General features: G+C 68.7%; 19 protein-coding genes. 9 read left to right on the top strand and 10 right to left on the bottom strand.

Translation table 11 applies throughout. The features are described 5' to 3' along the window. Positions 1-37: 37 nt before the first annotated feature. Entirely contained in the window at positions 38-790 is a 753-nt protein-coding gene (locus tag OG430_RS18635) for a class I SAM-dependent methyltransferase (protein ID WP_327353657.1), read from the bottom strand. Between the two features lie 226 nt (positions 791-1,016). On the opposite strand from OG430_RS18635, the gene OG430_RS18630 reads away from it, so the two are divergent. Beyond that, the gene (locus OG430_RS18630) at positions 1,017-1,955 is read left to right on the top strand and encodes a GNAT family N-acetyltransferase (protein WP_327353656.1); all 939 of its coding nucleotides are present in this window, start codon (positions 1,017-1,019) and stop codon (positions 1,953-1,955) included. 11 nt (positions 1,956-1,966) lie between these two features. On the opposite strand, the gene OG430_RS18625 is transcribed toward OG430_RS18630, so the two are convergent. Beyond that, a complete protein-coding gene (locus OG430_RS18625; protein ID WP_327353655.1) occupies positions 1,967-2,554 on the bottom strand; it encodes a Uma2 family endonuclease in 588 nt (195 codons plus the stop codon). Positions 2,555-2,770: 216 nt separating this feature from the next. Between OG430_RS18625 and OG430_RS18620 the strand changes: the two genes are divergently transcribed. From OG430_RS18620 to OG430_RS18595, 6 genes are all read left to right on the top strand, one after another. Then, the gene (locus tag OG430_RS18620; protein ID WP_327353654.1) at positions 2,771-4,399 is read left to right on the top strand and encodes a peptide ABC transporter substrate-binding protein; all 1,629 of its coding nucleotides are present in this window, start codon (positions 2,771-2,773) and stop codon (positions 4,397-4,399) included. 134 nt (positions 4,400-4,533) lie between these two features. Beyond that, positions 4,534-5,457 (top strand): ABC transporter permease, encoded by a 924-nt coding sequence (locus OG430_RS18615; protein WP_327353653.1) that lies wholly within the window; start codon positions 4,534-4,536, stop codon positions 5,455-5,457. Next, positions 5,450-6,469 carry an ABC transporter permease gene (locus tag OG430_RS18610; RefSeq protein ID WP_327353652.1) on the top strand — a complete coding sequence of 340 codons (1,020 nt, stop codon included), beginning with the start codon at positions 5,450-5,452 and terminating at the stop codon, positions 6,467-6,469. The genes OG430_RS18615 and OG430_RS18610 overlap by 8 nt, the downstream gene beginning before the upstream one ends. An 8-nt stretch (positions 6,470-6,477) precedes the next feature. Then, positions 6,478-7,455, top strand: a complete 978-nt coding sequence (locus OG430_RS18605) for an ABC transporter ATP-binding protein (protein WP_327353651.1) — start codon at positions 6,478-6,480, stop codon at positions 7,453-7,455. Then, the gene (locus OG430_RS18600; protein WP_327353650.1) at positions 7,448-8,560 is read left to right on the top strand and encodes an ABC transporter ATP-binding protein; all 1,113 of its coding nucleotides are present in this window, start codon (positions 7,448-7,450) and stop codon (positions 8,558-8,560) included. Before OG430_RS18605 ends, OG430_RS18600 begins: the two co-directional genes overlap by 8 nt. A 94-nt stretch (positions 8,561-8,654) precedes the next feature. Continuing rightward, positions 8,655-9,770 (top strand): NAD(P)/FAD-dependent oxidoreductase, encoded by a 1,116-nt coding sequence (locus OG430_RS18595; protein WP_327353649.1) that lies wholly within the window; start codon positions 8,655-8,657, stop codon positions 9,768-9,770. A gap of 28 nt (positions 9,771-9,798) precedes the next feature. On the opposite strand, the gene OG430_RS18590 is transcribed toward OG430_RS18595, so the two are convergent. Further along, a complete protein-coding gene (locus OG430_RS18590; protein ID WP_442816514.1) occupies positions 9,799-10,254 on the bottom strand; it encodes a MarR family winged helix-turn-helix transcriptional regulator in 456 nt (151 codons plus the stop codon). A 54-nt stretch (positions 10,255-10,308) separates the two neighbouring features. Between OG430_RS18590 and OG430_RS18585 the strand changes: the two genes are divergently transcribed. Further along, positions 10,309-11,283: an LLM class flavin-dependent oxidoreductase gene (locus OG430_RS18585; protein ID WP_327353648.1), complete on the top strand. Its 975-nt coding sequence runs from the start codon at positions 10,309-10,311 to the stop codon at positions 11,281-11,283. A gap of 49 nt (positions 11,284-11,332) precedes the next feature. Here the strand turns inward: OG430_RS18585 and OG430_RS18580 are convergent, their stop codons facing one another. The 6 genes from OG430_RS18580 to OG430_RS18555 all read right to left on the bottom strand — a co-directional run bounded on the left by OG430_RS18580 (position 11,333) and on the right by OG430_RS18555 (position 20,927). Continuing rightward, the gene (locus OG430_RS18580; RefSeq protein ID WP_327353647.1) at positions 11,333-14,500 is read right to left on the bottom strand and encodes an ABC transporter substrate-binding protein; all 3,168 of its coding nucleotides are present in this window, start codon (positions 14,498-14,500) and stop codon (positions 11,333-11,335) included. Between the two features lie 176 nt (positions 14,501-14,676). Further along, complete coding sequence (locus OG430_RS18575; protein WP_327353646.1) at positions 14,677-15,801, bottom strand: ABC transporter ATP-binding protein; 1,125 nt, start codon at positions 15,799-15,801, stop codon at positions 14,677-14,679. Positions 15,802-15,814: 13 nt separating this feature from the next. Continuing rightward, positions 15,815-16,888 (bottom strand): ABC transporter ATP-binding protein, encoded by a 1,074-nt coding sequence (locus OG430_RS18570; protein ID WP_327353645.1) that lies wholly within the window; start codon positions 16,886-16,888, stop codon positions 15,815-15,817. A 111-nt stretch (positions 16,889-16,999) separates the two neighbouring features. Continuing rightward, the gene (locus OG430_RS18565; protein WP_327353644.1) at positions 17,000-17,977 is read right to left on the bottom strand and encodes an ABC transporter permease; all 978 of its coding nucleotides are present in this window, start codon (positions 17,975-17,977) and stop codon (positions 17,000-17,002) included. A gap of 82 nt (positions 17,978-18,059) precedes the next feature. Further along, entirely contained in the window at positions 18,060-19,844 is a 1,785-nt protein-coding gene (locus OG430_RS18560; protein WP_327353643.1) for an ABC transporter substrate-binding protein, read from the bottom strand. A gap of 45 nt (positions 19,845-19,889) precedes the next feature. Next, positions 19,890-20,927 carry an ABC transporter permease gene (locus OG430_RS18555; protein ID WP_327353642.1) on the bottom strand — a complete coding sequence of 346 codons (1,038 nt, stop codon included), beginning with the start codon at positions 20,925-20,927 and terminating at the stop codon, positions 19,890-19,892. Between the two features lie 450 nt (positions 20,928-21,377). Between OG430_RS18555 and OG430_RS18550 the strand changes: the two genes are divergently transcribed. After that, on the top strand, positions 21,378-22,358 hold the full coding sequence (locus tag OG430_RS18550) for a hypothetical protein (protein ID WP_327353641.1): 981 nt from the start codon (positions 21,378-21,380) through the stop codon (positions 22,356-22,358). A 32-nt stretch (positions 22,359-22,390) separates the two neighbouring features. Here the strand turns inward: OG430_RS18550 and OG430_RS18545 are convergent, their stop codons facing one another. Further along, complete coding sequence (locus OG430_RS18545; protein WP_327353640.1) at positions 22,391-24,526, bottom strand: S9 family peptidase; 2,136 nt, start codon at positions 24,524-24,526, stop codon at positions 22,391-22,393. Positions 24,527-24,650 lie beyond the last annotated feature (124 nt).

Genomic DNA, 24,650 nt, shown 5'->3' with positions numbered 1-24,650 from the left:
GGCTGTGACAATCCAGGGACATCGCGGGCGAGCTGCCCTAGGCCCGCCTTGCCACGGTGATGATCTCGGGGCTTGCTTCGGTGACCGGGCCGCGCCCCCAGTCGCCGTACTGCTCCGCCACCTCAAGCCCGGCCTCGGCAAGGAATTCCCCGAGCCTCTCCTGCCCGAGGAACCGCAGCGTGCTCCGGCTCACCTCCGGCCCGGCCCAGCCCGCGCCGGTGCAGGTCGTGCTGAAGCGGACCAGGCCGCCGTCGACGGGGTCGACGTCCACGGGGTGCTCGACCTCGTGGGCGGCCCGCACCAGGGCGCCGTCCGCGTCGGTGACCTCGGCCGCGCGTTCCGGGGTCCAGCGCTCCCAGGCCTTGGCCGAAGGGTTCCGTGTCTCGAAGGCGAAGGCCCCACCCGGGGTGAGGGCCTGGCGAATCGCGGCGAGCGAGGTGCGCAGCTGGTCGTCGGTCACCAGCACTTGGAAGGCGTGCCCGGTCATCACCGTGAGGTCGAACTCCGCGTCCCAGTCGGTGGATTGGGCATCGCCGAGCACCCACTCGATGTCCTCGCGCCTCCGCCGCGCGACTCCCAGCATGCCGCGCGCCGGATCGAGCCCCACCAGCCGCCCCGTGTGCCCCGCCTCCCGGGCCCGGTGCAGCAACAGCCCCGTCCCGCAGCCCACATCGAGCACGGACCCGGCGTCCCCCACCAGCCCGAGATAGAACTCGTCACCCGGTCCCCAGGTGTTGAACAGGTCGTACAGCCGGGCCAGTCGGCCGTCCTCGTACGCGTGATCCACCATCGGGCCAGTCTGCCGGTCGCGGTCACTGCGGAAGTGCTCGAGCGCGTGGCTGGTGGGGGTGGGTGATGCCAGCGGTATGTGGGGCGAAAGGGGCGGCGATATGGGGCATACCAGGCCTCCTGGTGCCCCTTTCTCCCCACATGGCTGGTGTCGGTCCTGGGCGGGGCGCTCCGCATCGCCGGAAACCCCTTTGCGATCAGGGCGCCCGTCCCCGGACCCTGACCCCATGCCTTCCTTCGCCGTCCGCCCCGCCGCCTTCGCCGACGCCCCGGCGATCTGCGAACTCCTCAACACCATCGATGAGTTGGAGATAGGCCGGCCCGAAACGGACCTGCACGAGGTGCAGGCGGACCTCAAGCAGGTCGAGGCCGATCTGGCCCGCAACTCGTGGCTCGCCCATGACGAGGAAGGCAAGCTCGTCGCGTACGGCCTGCTCTGGGACGACTCCGGGGCCGAGCGCATCGACATCGACCACTACGTCCTGCCGGACCAACAGGTCGCCGGGGCCCGCCTGTTCGAGCTCATGGAGAGGCGCGCGGCCGAGAAGGCGGCGGCGAACGGTGCCGAGCGGGCCGTGGTGCATCTGCACCTCAACTCCAGCCCCACCCTCGACCTCGCCCTCCTCGAAGGGCGGGGCTGGCGACGCGTCCGCCGCTATCAGGTGATGACCCGCGAGGTCTCCGAAGCCACCGACCCCACCCCGCCTGCGCTCCCCGGCCTGACCCTGCGCACCTGCGAGGCCGAGGCCGACCGCCGCCTCGCGCACCGCCTGACCGAGGCGACCATGGCGGACCACTTCGACCATCAGCCGCGTACGTACGAACAGTGGCTGCTGGACCTCGACGCTGAGCGCCTCGACTGGTCCCTGATCTGGATCGCCACCCTCGCCGGCCGGGACGTGGGCGTCCTCCTCTCCCGCGACGACCGCCAGGCCATGGCCTGGATCCGCACGATCGGCGTCCTGGCAGAAGCGCGCGGCCGCGGCATCGCGGGCCATCTGTTGCGCCATGCCTTCGCGGTCTACGCGGCCCGGGGCCGCGACACGGCCGGCCTCGGCGTGGACGTGCAGAACGCGACGGGAGCGCTGCGCCTGTACGAGGCTCATGGCATGCGGCAGCACTATGCGGTGGACACCTGGGAGAACACCCTCGGGGTCGCCCCCTGAGAGCCTTGGTCTCAGCGTTGGCTGTCGGTGCCCGGCTTCCCGTACCGACGGAACGCCCCGGTCTCAAGGAGCCATGGGCCGAAGGGGACCGTGTCGCCGAAGATGTACGGCTCCTTCGACCCGTACCGGTTACCGCAAGGCTCGGAGTGCACCTCGATGGTGCCGGTGCGTGGGTCGACGATCAGATAGAGCGGGATACCCATGGCGGGGTAGTCGGCGAGTTTGTCCCGGTAGTCGTTGTCCGGATTGGAGGGGGAGACGATTTCGATGACGGCGAGTACTTCGGCCACGTCTACTGCGAGGCCCTCTTCGTCAAGCGAAGCTTCGGGGATCACGACCGCGTCCGGGTGCCTCATGCGGCCGATTGCGGGGTGCTCGATTTCGGGGCCGCCGGCGCAGATGTAGCCGGGGTGGGTTGCGGTGAGCTGCTGGTCCAGCTGCTTCCGGATCCTGCGGGCTGTGCCGTGGTGTCTGTTCGGAACGCTCGCCATGGCCAGGACCGGGCCCGACGGGCCGATCTCGACGCTCCAAGACCCTTCGAGTCGCTCGGCGTAGGCCATTAGCTCCTCGGCGATCCCACGCATCTTCGCGTACTCCATGACATGAAGGTACCGAGGGCTCACCTCCTCCGGCTTGCCCAGCGCAGCGCTCCGTCATCCGAGGGTTTCTCCGCCACAGAACCCCCAGAAGGCCGCCATAGAGGTGCGACTCGTCACCACCTGGGGTGTATTTGGGCCTATCTGTGATTTATCCGGCCCAAACGGGCCTGATGAGCCCGATGGGCCTGACGGGCCTGATACGAGGAGGCACTCCCTATGCGCGGAGCCACACACGCCAAGTGGGCCGCTTGCGCGGCCACCGTAGCGCTGGCGGCCACCGGCCTCGCCGGCTGTGGCGGTGGAAGCAGTAGCGGCGACGGCTCCGGGATCGTGAAGTCCTCGTGGGGTGATCCGCAGAACCCGCTCGAGCCCGCCAACACCAACGAGGTGCAGGGCGGCAAGGTCCTCGACATGCTCTTCCGCGGTCTGAAGCGCTACGACGCGAAGACCGGCGAGGCGAAGAACATGATCGCCGACAAGATCGACACCTCGGACTCGCAGAACTTCACCGTCACGCTGAAGGACGGCTGGACCTTCAGCAACGGCGAGAAGGTCACCGCGAAGTCCTTCGTGGACGCCTGGAACTACGGCGCGCTGGTCGACAACAAGCAGAACAGCGCCACGTTCTTCAAGGACATCGAGGGCTACGACAAGGTCCACCCGGAGACCGGGACCGCGTCCGCCAAGACCATGTCCGGCCTGGCAGTCAAGGACGACAAGACCTTCACGGTCAAGCTCAGCGGCAAGTTCTCCACCTGGCCCGACACCCTCGGCAGCTCGGCCTTCTCGCCGCTGCCCCAGTCCTTCTACAAGGACCACGCGGGCTGGCTGAACAAGCCCGTCGGCAACGGCCCGTACACCGTCGAGTCCTACACCAAGGGCTCCGGCATGAAGCTCCGCAAGTGGGACGGCTACAAGGGCGACGACAAGGCCCAGAACGCCGGTGTCGACCTGACCGTCTTCACGGACAACAACACCGCCTACACCGCGCTGATGGCGGGCGACCTCGACCTCGTCGACGACGTACCGGCGCAGCAGCTCAAGAACGTCAAGAACGACCTCGGTGACCGGTACATCAATCAGCCGGCGCTGATCATTCAGACCGTCGTCTTCCCGCTGTACGACGCCAAGTGGGGCAAGCCCGGCATGGAGAAGGTCCGCCAGGGCCTGTCCATGGCGATCAACCGGGACGAGATCACCAAGACGATCTTCCAGGACACCCGCACCCCGGCCAAGGACTGGACCTCGGCCGCCCTCGGCGACAAGGGCGGCTACAAGGACGTCTGCGGCGACCTGTGCAAGTATGACCCGGCCAAGGCCAAGAAGCTGATCGAGGAGGGCGGCGGCCTGCCCGGCGGCAAGGTCACGCTCACCTCGAACGTCGACACCGGCTCGCACCGCGAGTGGATGGACGCCGTCTGCAACAGCATCAACAACGCCCTGGGCAAGGGGGCCGTTTGTACGGTCAACCCCATCGGCACCTTCGCCGACTTCAAGAACCAGCTCAGCGGCTTCAAGCTCACCGGGCCGTTCCGCTCCGGCTGGCAGGCCGACTACCCGCTGATCGAGAACTTCCTCGACCCGCTGTACTACACGGGCGGCTCCTCGAACTACGCGAAGTTCAGCAACAAGGACTTCGACAAGCTGATCGACGAGGCCAACGCCGAGTCCGACAACGCCAAGGCCCTGACCAAGTTCCAGGACGCCGAGAAGATCCTCGCGGCGCAGGTCCCGGCGATCCCGCTCTGGTACCAGAACGGCAGCGCCGGCTACTCGGACAAGGTCTCCAACGTCTCCCTCAACCAGTTCAGCGTCCCGGTCTACGACCAGATCAAGGTCAACTGACCGCTCAGGAAGCGCTGAGAGAGCGCTCAGAAAGCGATCAGGAAGCGATCGGAAGGGCCGTTCGCGGCGACGTACGTCCTCGCGGGCGGCCCTCTTCCTCTCACCCCCCGGAGCCTGACTGACATGGGAAGCTAATGGGACGCTATGTGATCCGGCGGCTGCTTCAGATGATCCCTGTGTTCATCGGCAGTACGTTCCTGATCTTCTTCATGGTGTACGCGCTCGGGGACCCGGTAGCGGCCCTCTTCGGCGACAAGGCACCCGACCCGGCCACCGCCGCGCTCATCCGCAAGGAGCTGTATCTCGATCAGCCCCTGTGGAAGCAGTACCTGCACTACATGGGCAACATCTTCCAGGGCGACTTCGGCACCGCCTTCAACGGCCAGAAGGTCACCGAGCTGATGAGCACGGCCTTCCCGGTGACGCTGCGGCTCACCCTGGTCGCCATCGTCATCGAGATGGTCGTCGGCATCACGCTCGGCGTGATCAGCGGCCTCAAGCGGGGCCGGACCATCGACACCTCGGTGCTGCTGCTCACCCTCGTCGTGGTCTCCATCCCGACGTTCGTCAGCGGCTATCTGCTGCAGTTCCTGTTCGGCGTGAAGTGGGGGATCGTCCGGCCGTCGGTCTCCTCGGACGCGCCGTTCAACGAACTGATCCTGCCCGGCGTCGTGCTCGCGCTGGTGTCATTGGCGTACGTCACCAGGCTGACCCGGACCTCGATCGCGGAGAACGCCCGCGCCGACTACGTCCGTACGGCCATCGCCAAGGGCCTGCCGAAGCGCCGGGTCATCACCCGCCACCTCCTGCGCAACTCACTGATCCCGGTCGTCACCTTCATCGGCACCGACATCGGCGCCCTGATGGGCGGCGCGATCGTGACGGAGCGGATCTTCAACATCCACGGCGTCGGCTACCAGCTCTACCAGGGCATCCTGCGCAACAACGCCCCCACGGTCGTCGGCTTCGTGACCATCCTGGTGATCGTCTTCCTGCTTGCCAACCTGCTCGTCGACCTGCTGTACGCGGTCCTGGACCCGAGGATCCGTTATGCCTGAGCCCGAGCTGCCGTACGACCCGCTGAAGGCGGGCAAGAGCGAGGCGATCGCCCCGACCGGCCAGGGCGGTGCCATGGACCTCGCGTTGGAAGAGGGCGAGAGTTTGGAGAAGGCCCCCGGTGGGCCGGGCGGGGTCGGTGCTCCCGACGGGACCGGTGCCGCGAACAAGCCGCGCAGCCTGTGGACCGACGCCTGGCACCAGCTGCGCCGCAATCCCATCTTCATCGTCTCGTCGCTGCTGATCCTGTTCCTCGTCATCATCGCGATCTGGCCCCAACTGATCGCAAGCGGCGACCCGTTGAAGTGCGACCTGTCCAAGTCCCAGCAGGGTTCGCAGCCGGGGCACCCCTTCGGCTTCGACACCCAGGGCTGTGACGTCTACACCCGGACCGTGTACGGGGCGCGCGCCTCGATCTCGGTCGGCATCTGCGCCACCCTCGGCGTCGCCCTGCTCGGCTCGCTGCTCGGCGGGCTCGCCGGGTTCTTCGGCGGCTGGTGGGACGCGCTGCTCTCCCGGCTCGCCGACATCTTCTTCGGCATCCCGGTGATCCTCGGCGGCCTGGTCTTCCTGTCCGTCGTCACCGGCTCCGGGATCTGGCCGGTGGTCGGCTTCATGATTCTGCTCGGCTGGCCGCAGATCTCCCGCATCGCCCGCGGATCGGTGATCACGGCCAAGCAGAACGACTACGTCCAGGCGGCGCGGGCGCTCGGCGCGAGCAACAGCCGGATGCTGCTCAGGCACGTGGCGCCCAACGCGATCGCGCCGGTGATCGTCGTGGCGACCATCGCGCTCGGCACGTACATCGCGCTCGAAGCGACCCTGTCGTACCTCGGTGTGGGCCTGAAGCCGCCGACCGTCTCCTGGGGCATCGACATCTCGAACGCCGCCCCGCAGATCCGCAACGCCCCGCACATGCTGCTCTGGCCGGCGGGCGCGCTGAGCATCACGGTGCTCGCCTTCATCATGCTCGGCGACGCGGTGCGCGACGCCCTCGACCCCAAGCTGAGGTGACCGGCCGCATGCTGCTCGACGTACGCGATCTGCAGGTGGAATTCCGTACGAGGGACGGGGTCGCCAAGGCCGTCAACGGCGTCACCTACTCGGTGGACGCGGGCGAGACCCTGGCGGTCCTCGGTGAGTCCGGGTCCGGCAAGTCGGTCACCGCGCAGGCCATCATGGGCATCCTCGACATGCCGCCCGGGAAGATCGCCGGTGGCGAGATCCTCTTCCAGGGCAAGGACCTCCTCAAGCTCAAGGAGGAGGAGCGGCGCAAGATCCGGGGCGCCGAGATGGCCATGATCTTCCAGGACGCGCTGTCCTCCCTGAACCCGGTGCTCACGGTCGGCGAACAGCTCGGCGAGATGTTCACCGTGCACCGGGGGATGTCCCGCAAGGACGCCAAGGCCAAGGCCGTCGAGCTGATGGACCGGGTCAGGATTCCCGCCGCCAAGGAGCGGGTCTCCAACTATCCGCACCAGTTCAGCGGCGGCATGCGCCAGCGCATCATGATCGCGATGGCGATGGCACTGGAGCCCGCGCTGATCATCGCCGACGAGCCGACGACGGCCCTCGACGTCACCGTTCAGGCCCAAGTCATGGACCTGCTCGCGGAGTTGCAGCGCGAGCTCAACATGGGGCTGATCCTCATCACCCACGACCTGGGCGTCGTCGCGGACGTCGCCGACAAGATCGCGGTGATGTACGCGGGCCGCATCGTCGAGCACGCCCCCGTGCACGAGATCTACAAGGCGCCCGCCCACCCCTACACCCGGGGCCTGCTCGACTCCATCCCGCGCCTGGACCAGAAGGGCCAGGAGTTGTACGCGATCAAGGGCCTGCCGCCCAACCTGATGGCGATCCCGCCGGGCTGCGCCTTCAACCCGCGCTGCCCCAGGGCCCAGGACATCTGCCGCACCGATGTGCCGCCGCTGGCGAAGGTCAGCGAGGACCGGCAGAGCGCCTGCCACTTCTGGAAGGAGACGCTGCGAGATGCCTGAGCTCACCAAGGAGGCCCAGGACGCGGCGCCGGTTCGCTCCGGGGAGCCGATCCTCGAAGTGCGCGGTCTGGTCAAGCACTATCCGCTGACGCGCGGCATCCTCTTCAAGAAGCAGGTCGGCGCGGTCAAGGCCGTCGACGGCATCGACTTCGCGCTGCACCAGGGCGAAACCCTCGGCATCGTGGGCGAGTCCGGCTGCGGCAAGTCGACCGTCGCCAAGATGCTGGTGAACCTGGAGCGGCCGACGGCGGGCGAGATCCGCTACAAGGGCGAGGACATCAGCAACCTGTCGGGGCGCGCCCTGAAGGCCGTACGCCGCAACATCCAGATGGTGTTCCAGGACCCCTACACGTCGCTCAACCCGCGCATGACGGTCGGCGACATCATCGGGGAGCCGTACGAGATCCACCCCGAGGTCGCCCCGAAGGGCTCGCGCCGGCAGAAGGTGCAGGAGCTGCTCGACGTCGTCGGGCTCAACCCCGAGTACATCAACCGGTACCCCCATCAGTTCTCCGGCGGCCAGCGCCAACGCATCGGCATCGCCCGGGGGTTGGCGCTGCGGCCCGAGATCATCGTGGCCGACGAACCGGTGTCGGCGCTCGACGTGTCGGTGCAGGCGCAGGTCATCAACCTCCTTGAGCAGCTGCAGAACGAGTTCAACCTGTCGTACGTCTTCATCGCCCACGATCTGTCGATCGTGCGGCACATCTCCGACCGGGTCGGCGTGATGTACCTCGGCCGGCTCGCCGAGATCGGCACGGACGTCGAGATCTATGAGCACCCGACGCATCCGTACACGCAGGCGCTGCTCTCCGCCGTCCCGGTGCCGGACCCCGCGGCGCGGGAGCACCGGGAGCGGATCATCCTCTTCGGCGATGTGCCCTCGCCCGCCAACCCGCCCTCGGGCTGCCGCTTCCGTACGCGCTGCTGGAAGGCGCAGGAGCGGTGCCAGTTGGAGGTGCCGGAGCTGGCGGTGCCTGCGGTGTTCCGGCTCGAGGGCGGGCCTGCGGCGCATGAGTCGGCGTGCCATTTCGCGGAGGAGAAGCAGGTGGTTCCGACGGAGCCGACGCAGGAGCCCGACTCTGGGCCTAGGCCCAAAGACTGAGGGCTGGTTCACCGGCAGCGGTTGTAGTTCGTAGTGCGAATCAATTAACTTCGTACTACGAACTACTGCTGCTGATTGCCGGGAGTGACACGTCATGAGCAAGGCCATGGGCAAGGGAATCGCAAGGCCCACCGTCGCCGTCATAGGCGGGGGTTACGGCGGATCCGCCGTCGCGAAGGCGCTGGACGAGGACACGGACGTCGTCCTCATCGACCCCAAGGACGCCTTCGTGCACGCGGCCGGATCGCTGCGGGCGCTGGTGAAGCCCGACTGGGCGGACAACATCTTCTTCCCGTACGACACCCTGCTCCAGCGGGGCCGGTTCGTCCGGGACCGCGCCGCCTCGGTGGACGCCGCGGGTGTGACGCTGGGCTCGGGGGAGCGCGTCGACGCCGACTACCTGGTCCTGGCCACCGGCTCCGGCTACCCCTTCCCCGCCAAGCCGGACACCGACACCGCCGAGGTCGCCCTCGAACGGCTGCGGGCCACGCATGCCGAACTCGGCGAGGCAGGGCGGGTGTTGCTCGTCGGGGCCGGTCCGGTCGGGCTTGAGCTGGCCGGTGAGATCAAGGCGGTGTGGCCGGAGAAGGAGGTCACGCTGGTCGACCCGGCCGAGGAACTCGTCCCCGGCTTCGCGCCCGAGATGCGCGCCGACCTGACCCGCCAGCTCGCCGAACTCGGTGTCGAGGTACGGCTCGGCACGAGTCTGACCGGTGAGCCGCCGACCGGTCCTGGGCAGGCGAAGACGTTCACCGTCGCCACCTCCGGCGGGCCGCTGACCGCCGACATCTGGTTCCGGTGCTACGGCGTACGCATCAACGGGGAGCCCCTGGAAGGGGAGTTGGCCGCGGTCCGCACGCCCAAGGGGCAGGTCCGGGTGACGGAGGAGCTCAATGTCGAGGGGTACGAGCACATCTACGCGGTCGGCGACCTGACCGATCTCGCCGAGGCCAAGATGGCCGGGTACGCGATGCAGCACGCCGAAGTCGTGGCGAAGAACATCCTCGCGCGGGTCCGCGGCGAGCGGCCCGAGGCCGTCTACCGGCCCTCGCCCGTCCCGGCCGTGCTGCTGCCGCTCGGTCCGACCGGCGGGGTCGGGCAGTTCCCTTCGCCGGAAGGGCCGAACGTGCTGCCCGCGCGGATGGTCGCCGAGTACAAGGGGGCGGACCTGTTCACGGGGCGGTTCGCCGAGCTGTTCGGTACGGCGTGAGCTGCTCGGTACGGCTTGAGGGGCTGGGTCACGAGGTCTCGGAGAAGACCTCGGGCACCTTGTTGTCCTGCACCACCCGGGCCAGGAGCGAGGCGAGCGTCGCGCGCTCGGCCTTGCTCAGGCCCTCGGGGAGCAGTTCGATGCGCCGGCAGGTCTCGGTGTAGAACTCGTCCACGAGCGCGGCACCCTTCTCGGTGAGCGCCACCCGGATCGCCCGCCCGTCCGCGGGGTCCGGCTCGCGGTGCACCAGGCCGTGCCGGGCGGTCCGGTCGACCAGGCCGGTGAGGCTCGACTTGGCGAGGCCGAGGGTGGCGCCGAGCTCGCTCATCCCGAGCGGCCGGGCCATCAGGACGCACATCAACTGGCCCTGCTGGGAGGTGATTCCGTACGCCCTGCTCGACTCGGCGTACACGGCGTTCACCAGAAACGCGGAGCGCACCAGTGCGGCGACGACTCCCATCTGCCCCTCATCGGACTTGGCCATGGGGTCAGGTTACCGCCACATGATTCGTAGCACGAACTATTGGAAGGCAAGCCGATGAAACAGCTGTCCACTTCCCCACGCGGCCCTCTGTTCGGTGCCCACGGCAGCACCGCCGTCGGTTCCGCCGAGGAGGTGCTGAAGCGCGCCGAGCAGGCGGACCGTGCCGGGCTCGACCTGTTCACGGTCTCCGACCACCCCTACTTCGGCGACCGGTTGGACGCGTACGCAGTGCTCGGGGTCGTCCTCGGCCGGACCGGCCGGATCACGGTCATCGACTGCGTCACCAACCTGCCGAGCCGTCCCGCGCCCATGCTGGCCCGCACGATCACCTCGCTCTCCGCGCTCTCCGGCGGCCGGGTGGTGCTCGGGCTCGGGGTCGGCGGGCTGTGGGACGAGATCGTCCGGCTGGGCGTGGAGCGGCTCGGGCCCGGGGCCGCTGTGCGTGCCTTCGAGGAGGCGATCACGCTGGTCAGGGCCCTGTCCGACGGGGGCGAACCGGTCACCTTCGACGGGGAGTTCCACCGGGTCGAGGGCCTGCAGCCTGCCCCGGTTCCGGCCGCGCCCGTGTGGACCGGTTCGGTCGGGCCGAAGTCCCTGGCCGTCACCGGGCGGTTGGCCGACGGCTGGTTCCCCGGGCATGCCGCGGACTGGCTCAGTGAGCGGTATCGCACCTCGCGTCCGGTGATCGACGAGGCGGCGGTGGCGGCGGGCCGCGACCCCGGGGACATCGCCACCGTCTACAACCTGCCCGGCGCCATCACCCCCACCCCGCTCGCCCGTACCCGCGACGACGACGGCCGCTGGGTGGGCGGCTCGGTCGACCAGTGGGTCGAGGAGCTGACCGGCGCGGCCTTGGAGCACGGCGCGTCCGGCTTCGTGTACTTCGCGCCGGGCGGCGCGGCCCCGGACGAGTCGGCGCTCGCCCGCTGGGCGGAGGAGATCGCCCCGGCGGTGCGCGAGGCAACCCGTCCCGGCGGGGAGGTGAGCGGGGTGCGTGTCCACCCGGCCGGTCCGGCGCCTACTTCTTGACGTACACGGCTACTTCCGGACGTATACGGCTACTTCTTGACGTGCGCAGCTACTTCTTGACGTACACGGCGGTGGGGTCGAGAGCCCCGTAGAGCCCTTGGTACTTCACCCCGCCGAGGCGCGGGCCCCACACCGTGAGGATCCGTGAGGTGAAGATCGGGACCTGCGGGATGTGCTCGGTGAGGATGTCCCGGCCCAGCTCGGCCCACGTCTTCGTGGACTCGTCCGGGTCGGCGATCCGCTCGGCCTGGTCGATGCGCGAGTCGACTTCGCGGTCCTTGAGCTTCGCGTAATTGGTCATGTCCTTGTCGGCGTAACTGCCGTCGAACAGCGGTGACACCACGGTCGACGCGGACGGCCAGTCGGCGGACCAGGAGGTCGGGTACAGATCGAACGTGCTGTCCGGATTGTTGATCTCCGAGTAGAACTCGGTGACTTCCAGCGGCTTGAGCTCCACCTTGAATCCGGCCCGCTCCAGTGCTTGGCTCACCGTCTCGGCGGCCCGGTCGTCCCGGCCGTCGCGGCGGTAGGCGTAGACGATCTTCTTTCCCGTGGCGTCGGCCTCCTCGAGGAGCTGCTTGGCCTTGGCGGGATCGCCGTCGGGCTTCCCGACCTTGTCGAAGGGGTCGAAATCGGCCGAGCCTTCGAGCGGCGGCCCGTACAGCGACCCGGTGACCTCGCCCGCGCTCTTGCCGCCGTACGCCTGCAGATAGGTCCCGGACGGGAAGGCACGGGCGATGGCCTCGCGGACCTTCTTGTCCTTGATGCGCTTGGTGTTGATGGTGGCGGAGCGGACGAAGGGCTGTGGTGCGGTGAGCGAGCGCTTCTTGAGCTTCGGGTCGCCCTGGACGGCCGCGGCCCCGGCGGGGGTGATGACATTGGTCCAGGACATGGCGGTCGCGTTCTCGCCGGTGCCCGCCCGCAGGCGCACGGTCGCCTCGTCCTGGGACAGACCGAGGGACACCTCGAACCCGTCGACGTGGTTGTGGCGTACGGCGTCGGTGTCCGGGTCCCACTGGCTGTTCCGCACCAGGGACAGGCTCTTGCCCGGCGTGTAGCTTTCGATCTTGTACGGTCCCGAGGCCACCGGCTTCGTGTCGTACGCCGCCTTGGAGTCCTTGTCCTGTGGCACCGGGGACGAAGTGGGCAGCGCCATCAGGTACGGCACCTCGGCGCGCGGCCGGTCGAAGTGGAACACGACGGTCCTGTCGTCCGGGGTCTCCAGAACGCTGTCCGGCAGGTGCTTGCCCCCGTACGGGCCCTTGGGCAGGACCTTGCCGCGGTAGTCGTCTCCGGACAGCCACTGCGGCAGATAGGTCGGGCCTTCGAGGGCGAAGTCCGCGTACTGCCGCTCGATGCCGTGGCGTACGTCCTTCGAGGTGATCAGGGAGCTGTCCTCGAAACGGATGTTGTCCTTGAGCGTGTACGTCCAGGTCTTGCCGTTGTCCGAGGACTTCCCGGTGTCGGTGGCGAGGTCGCCGACCAGGGTCATGCGGCCGGTCCCGGGGTCGACCTTGTATGTCGTGAGCGTGCGGTTGTACAGGCTCTGGGCGGTGAACTCGGAGCTGTAGTACTGGCGGGCGGGGTCGAGATGCTCGATCCCGCCGCTCTGCAGGACATTGACCGTGCCGCCGCGCTTCGCGCCCGGCACCGCCTTTGCCGGTCCGGTGGAGTCGGACGCGGTGCCGATGACCACGGGTTTGTCACTGACGGCGACCTGATCGGGGTTTGCCGAGGGGCTGCCGCCGTTCGAGCCCTCGGTTGAGCCGCCGTTCGAGCCGCCGTCCGTGCTGTTGCCGGAGCCGCCCTTGTCGCGGTTCTGGAGCAGGACGATGCCGGTGGTGATGCCGCCGCCGATCAGGGCGACGGCGAGGGCGGCCGCGAGGACCCGGGAGCGCAGGCTGCGCAGCCGGCCGGGGGCGGGGCTCGGCACGGTGGGGGCGAAGGGGGACGGCGGAGTGCTCGGGAACGGGGGGATGTAGGGGGTGTTGTTCTGGGCGTGGGCGCCGCCGGCGTAGTCCAGGCCGGGGGAGTGGAGCGGTCCGGTGGGGGCTCCAGTGGACCCGGGGGACCCGGTGGATCCAGGGGACCCGGGTATCTCCGGGGACGGAGCCAGGGGTCCGCCCATGACGGGCGCGGGGCTCGGCGTTCCAAAAGCCTGGGCGGGGGTTCCGAATCCCGGCCCGGCCTGCTCAGGTGCGCCGAAGCCGGGCCCGCCTTGGCCAGGTGCGCCGAAGCCGGGCCCGCTCTGGCCAGGTGTGCCGACGCCCGGCCCGGCCTGCCCGGGCGTGCTGGATCCCGGCGCGGGTGATGGTGCGGGCGAGGGCGAGGGCGGCTGTGGTGTCGCAGGCCAAGGAGTCCTGGGATCGGAGGAATTCGCCGGGGCCGTCACCGCGGCGAGCAGGTGGGCGGTCCGGTCCGCCGGCATGCGCTGCCCGGGATCCTTCATCAGGAGCCCCGCGATGACCTCCGCGAGCGGACCGTCGACCCGGCGCAGCGGTGCCGGCTCCTCGAGCAGGGAGGCGGCGAGCGCAGCGAGGCCCTCGGCACGATCGAAGGGGCCGGTTCCCTCGGCTGCGTAATAGAGCATGACGCCGAGCGAGAACAGGTCGGTGGCGGGCGAGGGTTCGGCGCCGCGGATGCGCTCCGGAGCGAGATAGCCCGGGGTGCCGATCACACCGTCCTGGGTGAGCCGGGTGTGGCCGGGGTCGATGCGCAGGGAGATGCCGTAGTCGGCGAGCATCACCCGGGCGAGGGGGCGGCCCGAATGGTCGGGTGCCAGCAGGATGTTGGCGGGCTTGACGTCCCGGTGGACGATGTCCAGCTGATGCCCGGCGGTCAGCGCGTTGAGGACGTCCGCGCCGATGCGGGCCACTTCGTCGGGGGGCAGCGGGCCGTGCTCGCGGATGAGCGCATCGAGGTCGGTCGCACCCTGGACGTACTCCATGACGATCCACGGCAGTCCGTCGTCCTCGACGAGGCCCATGACGGTGGCGACATGCGGATGGTGGCGCAGCCGGGCCGCGTTGCGCGCCTCGTGCCGGGCGCGGGCGATGCGCTGGGCGCGCTCGTCCTCGGTGAGGCCGCCGGGCAGCTGGATCTCCTTGAGGGCGACCTGGATCTGCAGGTCCAGGTCGTCGGCGAGCCAGACGTGGCCCATGCCGCCCTGCCCGAGGGGATGGCGCAGCCGGTAGTGGCCTACGGTTCTCCTGCTCATTTCCGACATGCTGTCCGGCTCTCCCCCGTCGGCCACCCTGCGTCACGCGCGGCACACAGCACGCCCGCACAGCCTGGCACACGACTGTGGCCGGGCTGTGATCAGGGCACGTCACCGCAGCACAGACGTTACCCAAGTCGCGGGGTTCACATCGGAGTTGTCCGGGGCCGGCCCGCTCAGGGAAGGTCCTCCTCCAGGCTGCGCAGCGCCGGGTCGAGGACCACGTCCTCGTCACGCGCCTCGGTCGTCGGGTCCTCCGGGAAGTGGCAGGCCGTGAGGTGCCCCGCGCGGTTGCCGGCGATCTGGATCAGGGGCGGCTCCTCGGCCGCGCACTTGTCCTGCGCCTTCCAGCACCGCGTCCGGAACCGGCAGCCCGAGGGCGGGTTGATGGGCGAGGGCACGTCGCCTGCCAGCCGGATCCGCTCGCGCGGCTCCGTGCCCTCGGGCGCCAGGGCGGCCTCGGGGACCGCCGAGAGCAGCGCGTGGGTGTAGGGGTGGCGGGGCCGCTCGTAGATCGAGTCGCGGTCGCCGATCTCGACGATCTTGCCCAGGTACATCACGGCGACCCGGTGCGAGAAGTGCCGTACGACGGCCAGGTCGTGCGCGATGAACAGGAACGTGATGCCCATCTCGCGCTGCACCTCTTGCAGCAGATTCACCACCTGCGCCTGGATCGACACGTCCAGGGCCGACACCGGCTCATCGGCGATGATCAGACGGGGTTCGAGGGACAACGCCCGTGCCACGCCGATGCGTTGACGCTGTCCACCGGAGAATTCGTGCGGGAAGCGGTTGTAGTGCTCGGGGTTGAGGCCGACGATCTCCAGGAGCTCGCGGACCCGGGCCTCGCGGCCGCCCGGCGGATTCATGCCGTTGATCTCCATCGGGCTCGACACGATCGTGCCGATGGTCTGGCGTGGGTTCAGTGACGAGTACGGGTCCTGGAAGATCATCTGGATCTCGGGGCGGATCGGCGCCAGCTGCCTGCGCCCCGCGTGCGTGATGTCCTTCCCCTGGTACGCGATGGTGCCCTCGGTCGGTTCGAGCAGCCGGGTCAGCAGTCGGCCCGTGGTCGACTTGCCGCAGCCCGACTCGCCGACCAGGCCGAACGACTCGCCCGCGAGCAGCTCCAGATCGATGCCGTCCACCGCCTGGACGGCCCCGACCCGGCGCCGGAACGGGAAGCCGCCGAACACCGGGAAGTGCTTCTTCAGCCCCTCGGTGCGCAGCAGCACCTCGGAACCGGCCGGAGCCGCCTCACGCGGGGCGGGGACGGCGGGAACGGTGGCCTCGTGCGCCATTGCACAACTCCCTCTACCTCAGCCGCGGCTTGATCTGCTCGATGAAGATCGTGTGCTTCTGCTCCGGCGAGAGGTGGCACGCCGAGCCCCGCCCGTCGGGCATCGCGGGCCGCTCCTCGGAGCACCGCCGCAGCCCGCCGCCCTGCACCTCGGAGGGGAATCCGCACCGCGGATGGAAGGGACACCCCGGGGGCGGCGACAGCAGGCTCGGCGGAGTCCCCGGGATCGGGGTCAGCGCCTCGGTGACATCGGACTCAAGACGCGGGATCGAGCTCAACAGACCCCAGGTGTACGGGTGTTGCGGGGCATGCAGCACTTCCCGCACCGGCCCGCGCTCCACCGCCCGCCCCGCGTACATCACCAGGAGGTCGTCCGCCGTGTTGGCGACCACGCCCAGGTCATGGGTGATCAGGACGATCGCCGAGCCGAACTCCTGCTGCAGATCGCTGAGCAGGTCCAGGATCTGGGCCTGCACGGTCACGTCGAGCGCGGTCGTCGGCTCGTCGGCGATGAGCAGCGCGGGGTTGCAGACCAGCGCCATGGCGATCATCGCGCGCTGCCGCATGCCCCCGCTGAACTGGTGCGGATAGTCGTGCGCCCGCTGCTTCGGCTGGGGAATGCCGACCTTGCCGAGCATCTCCACGGCCCGGTCCCAGGCCGCCTTCTTGGAGGCCCCGGTGTGCTTGCGATAGGGCTCGGAGATCTGCCGGCCGACCGTGTAGAAGGGCGAGAGCGCGGTCAGCGCGTCCTGGAAGATCATGGCGACCTTGTTGCCGCGCAGCCGCTCCAGGGTCTTCTCGCCCGCGCCGGTCATCTCCTGTCCGTCCAGGATGATCTCGCCACGGGTGGTGGTGTGCCGGGAGTCGTGCAGCCCGAGGATCGACAGATTGGTCACCGACTTGCCCGAGCCAGACTCCCCGACGATGCCCAGGGTCTTGCCGCGCTCCAGCTCGAAGGAGAGCCCGTCCACCGCCTTCACGATGCCGTCCTCCGTACTGAACTGCACATACAGATCACGCACGGAGAGGAACGCGCCGCCTCCCGAATCGGGCGGCGGTTCGTTCTCGGCCTTGGCGAGTGTGGTCATACGCGGACTCCTCCAACTCAGGGCCTTGAAAGGGGTGTTGCTGTCCAGGTCGGCGTTCTGCTGTCCGGGTCGGCGTTCTCTCGTGTCCTAGGTCAGCCGTACGCGCGTGTCCTAGGTCAGCCGCACGCGCGGATCGAGCACGGCGTACAGGGAATCCACCACGATGTTGAACAGGACGATGGCGGCGGCGCTCACCAGCATCACTCCCATCAGCATCGGCAGATCGGTGAGCCGCACGGACTCGACCGCGAGGCGTCCGATGCCGTGCAGCGTGAAGGTGAACTCGGTGACCATCGCGCCGCCGATCAGCGAGCCGAGATCCATGCCGAAGATGGTCACCACCGGGGCCATGGCCCCGCGCAGTGCGTAGCGGAAGAAGACGGCGGGCCGTCCCATGCCCTTCGCCCGGGCGGCTCTGACATGTTCCTCCTGCAGCTGCTCCACCATCAAGGACCGCGTCATACGGCTGTAGTTGGCGATGAAGATCATGGAGACGACCAGCCAGGGCAGCAGCATCCCGGCGAACCACTGACCCACGTCCTCGGTGATCGGGTAGTACGCGGGCTGATCCAGCCACCCGAGGCGGGAGACGAAGAACGCGAGGCACAGCACGCCGACGAAGTAGATCTGCATCGAGGCGCCGAGCAGCGACAGCGAGCTGAAGAACTTGTCGATCCAGGTGCCCCGGCGCGCGGCCGCGACCAGGCCGATGCCGACGCCCACGGTCAGGAACACGACGGCGCCGCCCGCGGCCAGCGAGAGCGTGGTCGGGAAGCGGTCGAGGATGGTGCCCCACACCGACTCGTTGTTGACGAAGGAGTACCCGAAGCAGGGCGCGTCGCAGCGGCCCACCGGCAGATCACGGCCGACGAAGATCCCCAGCATGTACTCCCAGTACTGCACGGGAATCGCCTTGTCGAGGCCGAGGTTCTCCCTGATGATCGCCAGCGCGTCGGGGCTGCAGTTCTTTCCGCAGGCGAGCCTGGCGGGCTCCGCGGGCAGCACGAAGAACATGAAGAAGGTGACCGCGCTGATGACAAGCAGGATGACCAGCGCACCGAGCGAGCGGCGGAACAGGAATCTCAGCATGGATTCGTGATCTTTCGGTCAGCTCCGGGACCGGCCGCCGTACGGGCCGGACCGGTCCCGGAGGAAGAGCCGAGCCTCAGGGCTACTTGACGTAGATGGCGGTCGGATCCACGGCGCCGTACGGCTCGTGGTACTTCACGCCACCGAGGCCGGAGCCCCAGACGGTGAACAGCCGGTTGTAGAAGGTCGGGACCTGCGCGACCTCGTCGCTGAGGACGTTCTGCGCGATCTTGACCCACTCGCCGGCCGCCTTGTCGATGTCCGTGGACTTCGACGCCGCCGCGATCTGACTGTTGATCGCGGGGGAGTTGACGTGCGAGTAGTTGGCCGAGTCGTCGTAGATCTGGTTGCCGTCGTACAGCGGCGGCACCACGGTCGAGGCGGACGGCCAGTCGGCGCCCCACGAAGAGCGGTAGAAGTCGTACGGGTTGTCGACCTTGCCGATCTGCGTGTAGTACGTCGTCGAGTCCAGCTCCTTCTTCTCGATCTGGAAGCCCGCCTTCTCCAGGGCCCGCTCCACGACGATCGAGGCGTCCTGCGCGACGTCGGTGTTGGAGTAGGCATAGACGAGGGTCTTCTCGCTCGCCGGAACGCCCTTCAGGAGTTCCTTGGCCTTCTCGATGTTGCCCGCCGGGAACTTCTTCTTCTGGAACGGGTCGAACTCCTTGTAGCCCTTGAGCGTCGGACCGACCAGCGACCCGGCGACCTCGCCGGCCTTCGGACCGCCGTACTGCTGCAGGTACTGGCCCGCGGGGAAGGCCCAGGCGAGCGCCTGGCGGACCTTCTTGTTCTTGACCCGGTCCATGTTGATGCTGATCACGTCGACGTACGGCTGGGTCTTGGTGAACGACCGTGCCATCGCGGCCTTGTTGTCCAGAACCGTCGAAGTCAGCGACGGGTCAACGGCGTTGGTCCAGGTCATGCCGTTCTTGTCGACGCCCCTGTCGGCGACGAGCCGCCGGGTGGAGTCCACCCACTGGTGGCCGAAGGAGACGCTGAACTTGTCCACGTACTGATGGCGCACGGCGTCCGTCTTCGGGTCCCACTGGTCGTTCTTGACGTACTCGACGGACTTGTCCGGCTTGAAGTTCTGCACCTTGTACGGGCCCGAGGCGACCGGCGCCTTGTCGTACTTCTCCTTGGTGTCCTTGGCCGCGGGCACCGCCGTGATGTTCGGCATGGCGACGGCGAACGGCACCTCGGCGCGCGGCTGGTCGAAGTGGAAGACGATGGTCTTGTCGTTCGGGGTGTCCAGGACACTGGCCGGCAGATGCTTGCCCTTGTACGGCCCGTCCGGGAGCGCCTTGCGGTAGTCCTGCCCCTCACCCGACAGCCACTGCTGCAGATAAGTGGGGCCCGCCGTCTGGTACTTGGCGTACAGCCGCTCGATGCCGTGCCGGATGTCCTTCGAGGTGATCGTCTTGCCGTCCTCGAACTTCAGGCCGTCCTTGAGGGTGTAGGTCCAGGTCTTGCCACCGTCGGAGGACTTCCCGGTGTCGGTGGCGAGGTCACCGACCAGCGTCACCTTGCCGGTCTTGTCGTCGATCTTGTACGTGGTCAGCGTGCGGTTGTAGAGCGTCTGCTGGATCAGCTCGTCGCTGACGTAGATCTGGCCCGGGTCGAGATGCTCGAAGGCATCCCGCTGCAGGACCGTGACCGTGCCGCCCTTCTTGGCGCCGGATATCTCGGGGGCGGGTCCCTGCGAGTCCGCTGCCGTGCCGATGGAGATGGTCTGCTGCTCGATCTTCTCCTCGGGGTCCTTGCCCTTGTCGCCCCCGCCGCCGCTGCTGCACGCGGAAAGGACGAGTGCGCCGGCCGCCACGATCACCGCCGAGGCCCGCACTTTGGATTGCGTCGAATTCCTCATGGTCACGAATGCACCTGCCTTATTTGTACGTTCCTGAAGACGTACTCAGTGCTTGGTCTTCGGGTCGATGGCGTCCCGGACCGAGTCCCCCAGCAGGTTGAAGGCGACCACGAAGATCACCATGGCGATACCGGGGAAGAACATGTAGGTGATGTCGCCCTCGTAGAATCCGGCGCCTTTGGCGAACATCCGGCCCCAGTCGGGAGTCGGCTCCACGAGGCCGACGCCGAGGAAGGAGAGCGCGGCCTCCAGCGTCACGAAGTTGGGCAGCATCAAGGTCGACTGCACCAGGATCGGCGTCATCACATTGGGCAGAAGTTCCTTGCGGATGATCCGCCAGGGAGGTGCGCCGGAGACCCGTGCGGCCTCGACGAACTCCCTTTCCCGCAGGCTGAGTACCTGTGATCTCAGCAGCCGGGCCAGCGGCATCCAGCCCAGAATCCAGAGCACCATGATCAGAACGGTGACCCGGAAATAGGTCGGCGTCTCCTTCTGCGGACTCACGAAGAGCGCGGTGAACACCGGCATGAAGGCGACGAAGGAAAGCTGCTGCGGGAAGGAGAGCAGAAGATCGACGAAGCGGCCGAGGAAGTAGTCGGTCCGCCCGCCCATGTAGCCGGCCGTCACCCCGATCACGATCCCGGTCACCGTGCAGAGCACCGTGACGACGACCCCGATGAGCAGGGACATACGGATCCCGTAGACCAGCTGCATCAGCACGTCCCGGCCGAGCTTGGGCTCGATCCCGAACCAGAACTCGCCGTCGATGCCCCCGTTGGGCTTCGTCGGATAGCTGGTGATCGGGTCGAGGAGCTCCGGCCGGTCGAGTCCGTACGTGGTGTACGGATCCTTCCCGTACAGCCAGCCGATCACCGGCGCCAGAATCGCGACCAGGAAGAAGAACAGCACGATGTACGCCGACACCACACCGGTCCGGTCGCGCCGGAATCGTCGCCACGCGAGCTGTCCCGGAGAACGCCCGGTGAGCTCCTCCTCCTTGCCCAGCGAAATCGAATGTGGATCAATACCGCTGGGACCGAGATCGGCAATTCCGGTCGGTCCGGCCTGAGATGGACTTGTCATCGTGCGAGCCCCCGAAATACCCAGTTCCGCGGTGCACTGAGCGAACGGGCCCCGCCGGCCCGATCGCTGTTAATGAGCGGACTGTGGCCCTGGAGGTCTATGCCAGTCAAGAGCCGAGGGAGGTAATGGGCCCCATTCCGTGACTTCTTGAGTGAACGTTGTGCAGATTGTCGTGGACGCGTGCTTGACGAGGCGTCAGGTCGAGCGACATATCAAGCCAAAGACCCACCAATTTCGTTAACACGCAGGCAACTTGACTGTCGCACCTCCGATATACGGACGCGCCATCCTGAACAGCGTACGGCCGTGCGGGTGCCGTGGATCGGTCGGAGGGCGCCATGTCCCTCCGACCGGTCGTACCCCCTTGTTGTCCGGCCCGGAGGGCGGGAGGATCTGGGGCTCATGGGGCAGCCGCAGATTCTTACGCGTGGAGCGCGGATATTCGGAACCGTGATTTCCGCGCTCATCGCGCTGATTTCACTGGGCTGGATCATTCGTGATCTCGTCACCGCCGAGGAGCCCGGCCATGTGTGGTGGTCATGGGCGGGGCTGCCACGGCTCTTCGAGAACCAGGACATCTGGGTCACCGGTCTGGCGGACCCGGTCATCGCCCTGGTCTGCGGGGCGGTCGCCGTCACGGCCATGCGCTCGCCGTCCGCGGCCTCGTCCCTCGTGGCGGCCGGGGCGGTCACCGTGGTGCTGCGCGGGATCAACCTGTGGATCCTGACCGAGGGCTGGCTCGGGCACTACGACGACCTCGATGTGCACTTCCAGGCCCTCCTGTCCGCGGGTGTCACCGTGGGCCTCGGGGGCGCGCTCCTGCTCACGGCGGCGGCGGGCCGCAGGCCGGTGGGACACAGCGGCTACGGCTACCCGCCCACCGCGGCCGACGAGGAACCGCCCCGGCTCACCACCGGCGCGGCCGCCACGGCCTTCGTCCTGCTCGGCGCGGTCGCCGCGATATGGGTCGCCTGGGAGGTCGACTTCTTCCAGGAGTACGGCTGGAAGGCGTACCGGACGTATCTGACCGGCGGCGAGCAGGCGGTGGGTTCGATGCTCGGCACACCGGTGCGCTGGGCGGCGGTCGCCTTCGCGGTGCTCGCCCTGGTGGCCGCCGTGGCGGCGCTGAACCGCGCGGTGTTCAGCCGCCCGCTCGGCCTGGCGGCAGGCTCGGCGGCACTGTTCTGGGGCGCGTTGAGCATCAGTCTGGCCATCAAGTACGACACCTTCGACAAAGTCATGGACGCCCCGCTGCGCACCCAGCTCTCCCTGCTCAGCTCGGGGTTCTTCGTCCTCGCCGGCGCGATCGTCCTCGCCGTCCTGGCCCGCCCGGGCCGGCGCCCGTACCAGTACCAGGACAGCCCCCAGGGGTGGGGCCCCGCGGGCGGCTACGGCCCGCCCCCGCCGTCCCATCCGCCCCCCGGCTGGTAGCCGCGCGCCACCGGCCGGGGGCGGAGTGCCGGCTACAGCCCCAACGACCGCTTCAAGAAGTCCACTTGGAGCAGCAGCAGATTCTCCGCCACCTCCTCCTGCGGCGTCATGTGCGTCACCCCCGACAGCGGAATCACCTCGTGCGGCCGCCCCGCCGCGAGCAGCGCCGAGGACAGCCGCAGCGAGTGCGCCACCACCACGTTGTCATCGGCCAGTCCGTGCACGATCAGCATCGGGCAGTGCCGCCCGGCCGCCTCGACCAGACCGTCGTCCCAGACCAGGGAGTTGTGGCGGTACACGTCCGGGGCCGTGCCCGGATCGCCCAGGTACCGCTCCTCGTAATGGGTGTCGTACAGCCGGAGATCCGTGACCGGAGCCCCCACCACCGCCGCGTGGAACACATCCGGCCGCCGCAGCGCCGCCATCCCCGCGAGATAGCCGCCGTACGACCAGCCGCGGATCGCCACCCGGCTCAGGTCGAAGAAGGGATACGTCGCCGCCAGCGCCTGCAACGCGTCGACCTGGTCGTCCAGCGTGAGCGTGAGGTCGTTCCTGATCGACTTCTCCCAGGCGGGGGAGTGCCCGGGCGTTCCCCGGCCGTCCGCGACCACGACCGCGAAGCCCTGGTCGGCGAACCACTGCGAGGTGAGGAAGGCATGGTGCGCGGCCTGGACGCGCTGGCCGTGCGGGCCGCCGTACGGATCGAGCAGTACGGGAAGCGGGCCGTCCGTCTCCTGGTACCCCGTGGGGAGCAGGACGGCGCACGGGATCTTGCGTGCGCCCCCCTCGGTCAGCGTCACGCGCGGGGTGAGCCCCGGGCGCTCGGCGTATGAGGCGACAGTCGCCACCTGCTTGCCGTCGCGCAGTACCTGGACCTGTGCGCCGGAACGGTCGAGGGTGGCGGAGACCAGGACGGTCAGGCCACCCGAGCGGACCGCCGAATGCACCCCGGGCTCCTGCGAAAGACGCTCCACGCCCAGCTCGTTGACCCGGTAGACATGGATCTCGCCGACCTCCGGATCGGCCGCGGCCTGGCCCGCCGACGCCGCGACCAGGATGTCCTCCTCGGTCACGTCCAGGACCGCGCGGACGTGCAACTGCGGCCCGGTGAGCGGCCGTTCGCCCCACGCGAGCACCCGGGCGCCGCCCTCGTCGACGATCCGCACCAGCTTGCCGCTCGGCGACCAGCACGGCACTCCGGGGAACAGCTCCAGCCAGTCCGGGTCCTCCTCGGCATGCACCATCCGCGTCGAGCCGTCCGCCGGATTCACCGCCAGATACAGCTGACTGCGCTGGTCACGCGCCTGTACGAGGAGCAGTGGGGCCCCGTCCGAGGACCAGTGCACGCGCGCCAGATACGGGAAGCGCGCCCGGTCCCAGACCACCTCGGTGCGGGTGCCGTCCAGGCCGAGCACGAAGAGCCGCACCTCCGCGTTGGGCGTGCCCGCGGCCGGGTACGCGATCTGCGCGGGCTCCCGGTCCGGGTGCGCCGGATCGGAGATCCACCAGCGCCGCACCGGGGCGTCGTCGACCCGCGCGACCAGGAGCCGGTCGGAATCCGGCGACCACCAGAAGCCGCGGTTGCGCTGCATCTCCTCGGCCGCGATGAACTCCGCGAGGCCCCAGACGACGGTCTCCTCCTCGCCGGACCCGGGCCCGGCGAGCGCCCTGTCCCCCTCACCGTCGGCCCCCGTGACGCGCAGGGCGCCCCCGGAGACGTACGCGACATGACGCCCGTCCGGCGACGGCCGGGGGTCGACCACCGGCCCGGGGACGCGGAGTTCACGTGCCGTGCCCGCGCGCAGCTCCGCCGCGAAGAGCCGGCCCGAGAGCGCGAACGTGGCCAACTCGACCGCGCTGTCGGTCGCATAACCCACGATGCCCGCGCCGCCTTCACGGCTCCGCTCGCGCCGGGCCCGCTCCTCGGCGGACAGCCGCTCGGCCGCACCGCCCAGGAGCGCGACCGGATCGGCGGCCACCCGCTCGGTGCCGCCACCGGCCTCAACGTCCAGCACCCACAACTGATTAGCTCGATCGGTTCCGGCTGCCGACCTCAGAAAGACCACACGCTTGCCGTCCGGTGAAACCGTGAACGCGCGCGGGGCGCCGAGCGTGAAGCGCTGCGTGCGCGCGTACTGGCGAGGGAAGGAGAGCTGCGGTGATTCCATGCCCCGAGGCTACTGATCGCCGGGTCATCATGCGCCCCTCGTGCTGCCATGCACCGAACGATGCGCGTGCACGTAACGTTAAGATCCGTAGCGCTGGGTGGGTATAACCGGGCCGGTATGCCTA

Origin of the sequence: Streptomyces sp. NBC_01304 (assembly GCF_035975855.1) — a bacterium.
In the GTDB taxonomy this organism is placed as follows: domain Bacteria; phylum Actinomycetota; class Actinomycetes; order Streptomycetales; family Streptomycetaceae; genus Streptomyces.
The sequence above is the reverse complement of the archived record's forward strand: the minus strand, read 5'-3'. Positions and strand labels throughout refer to the sequence as shown.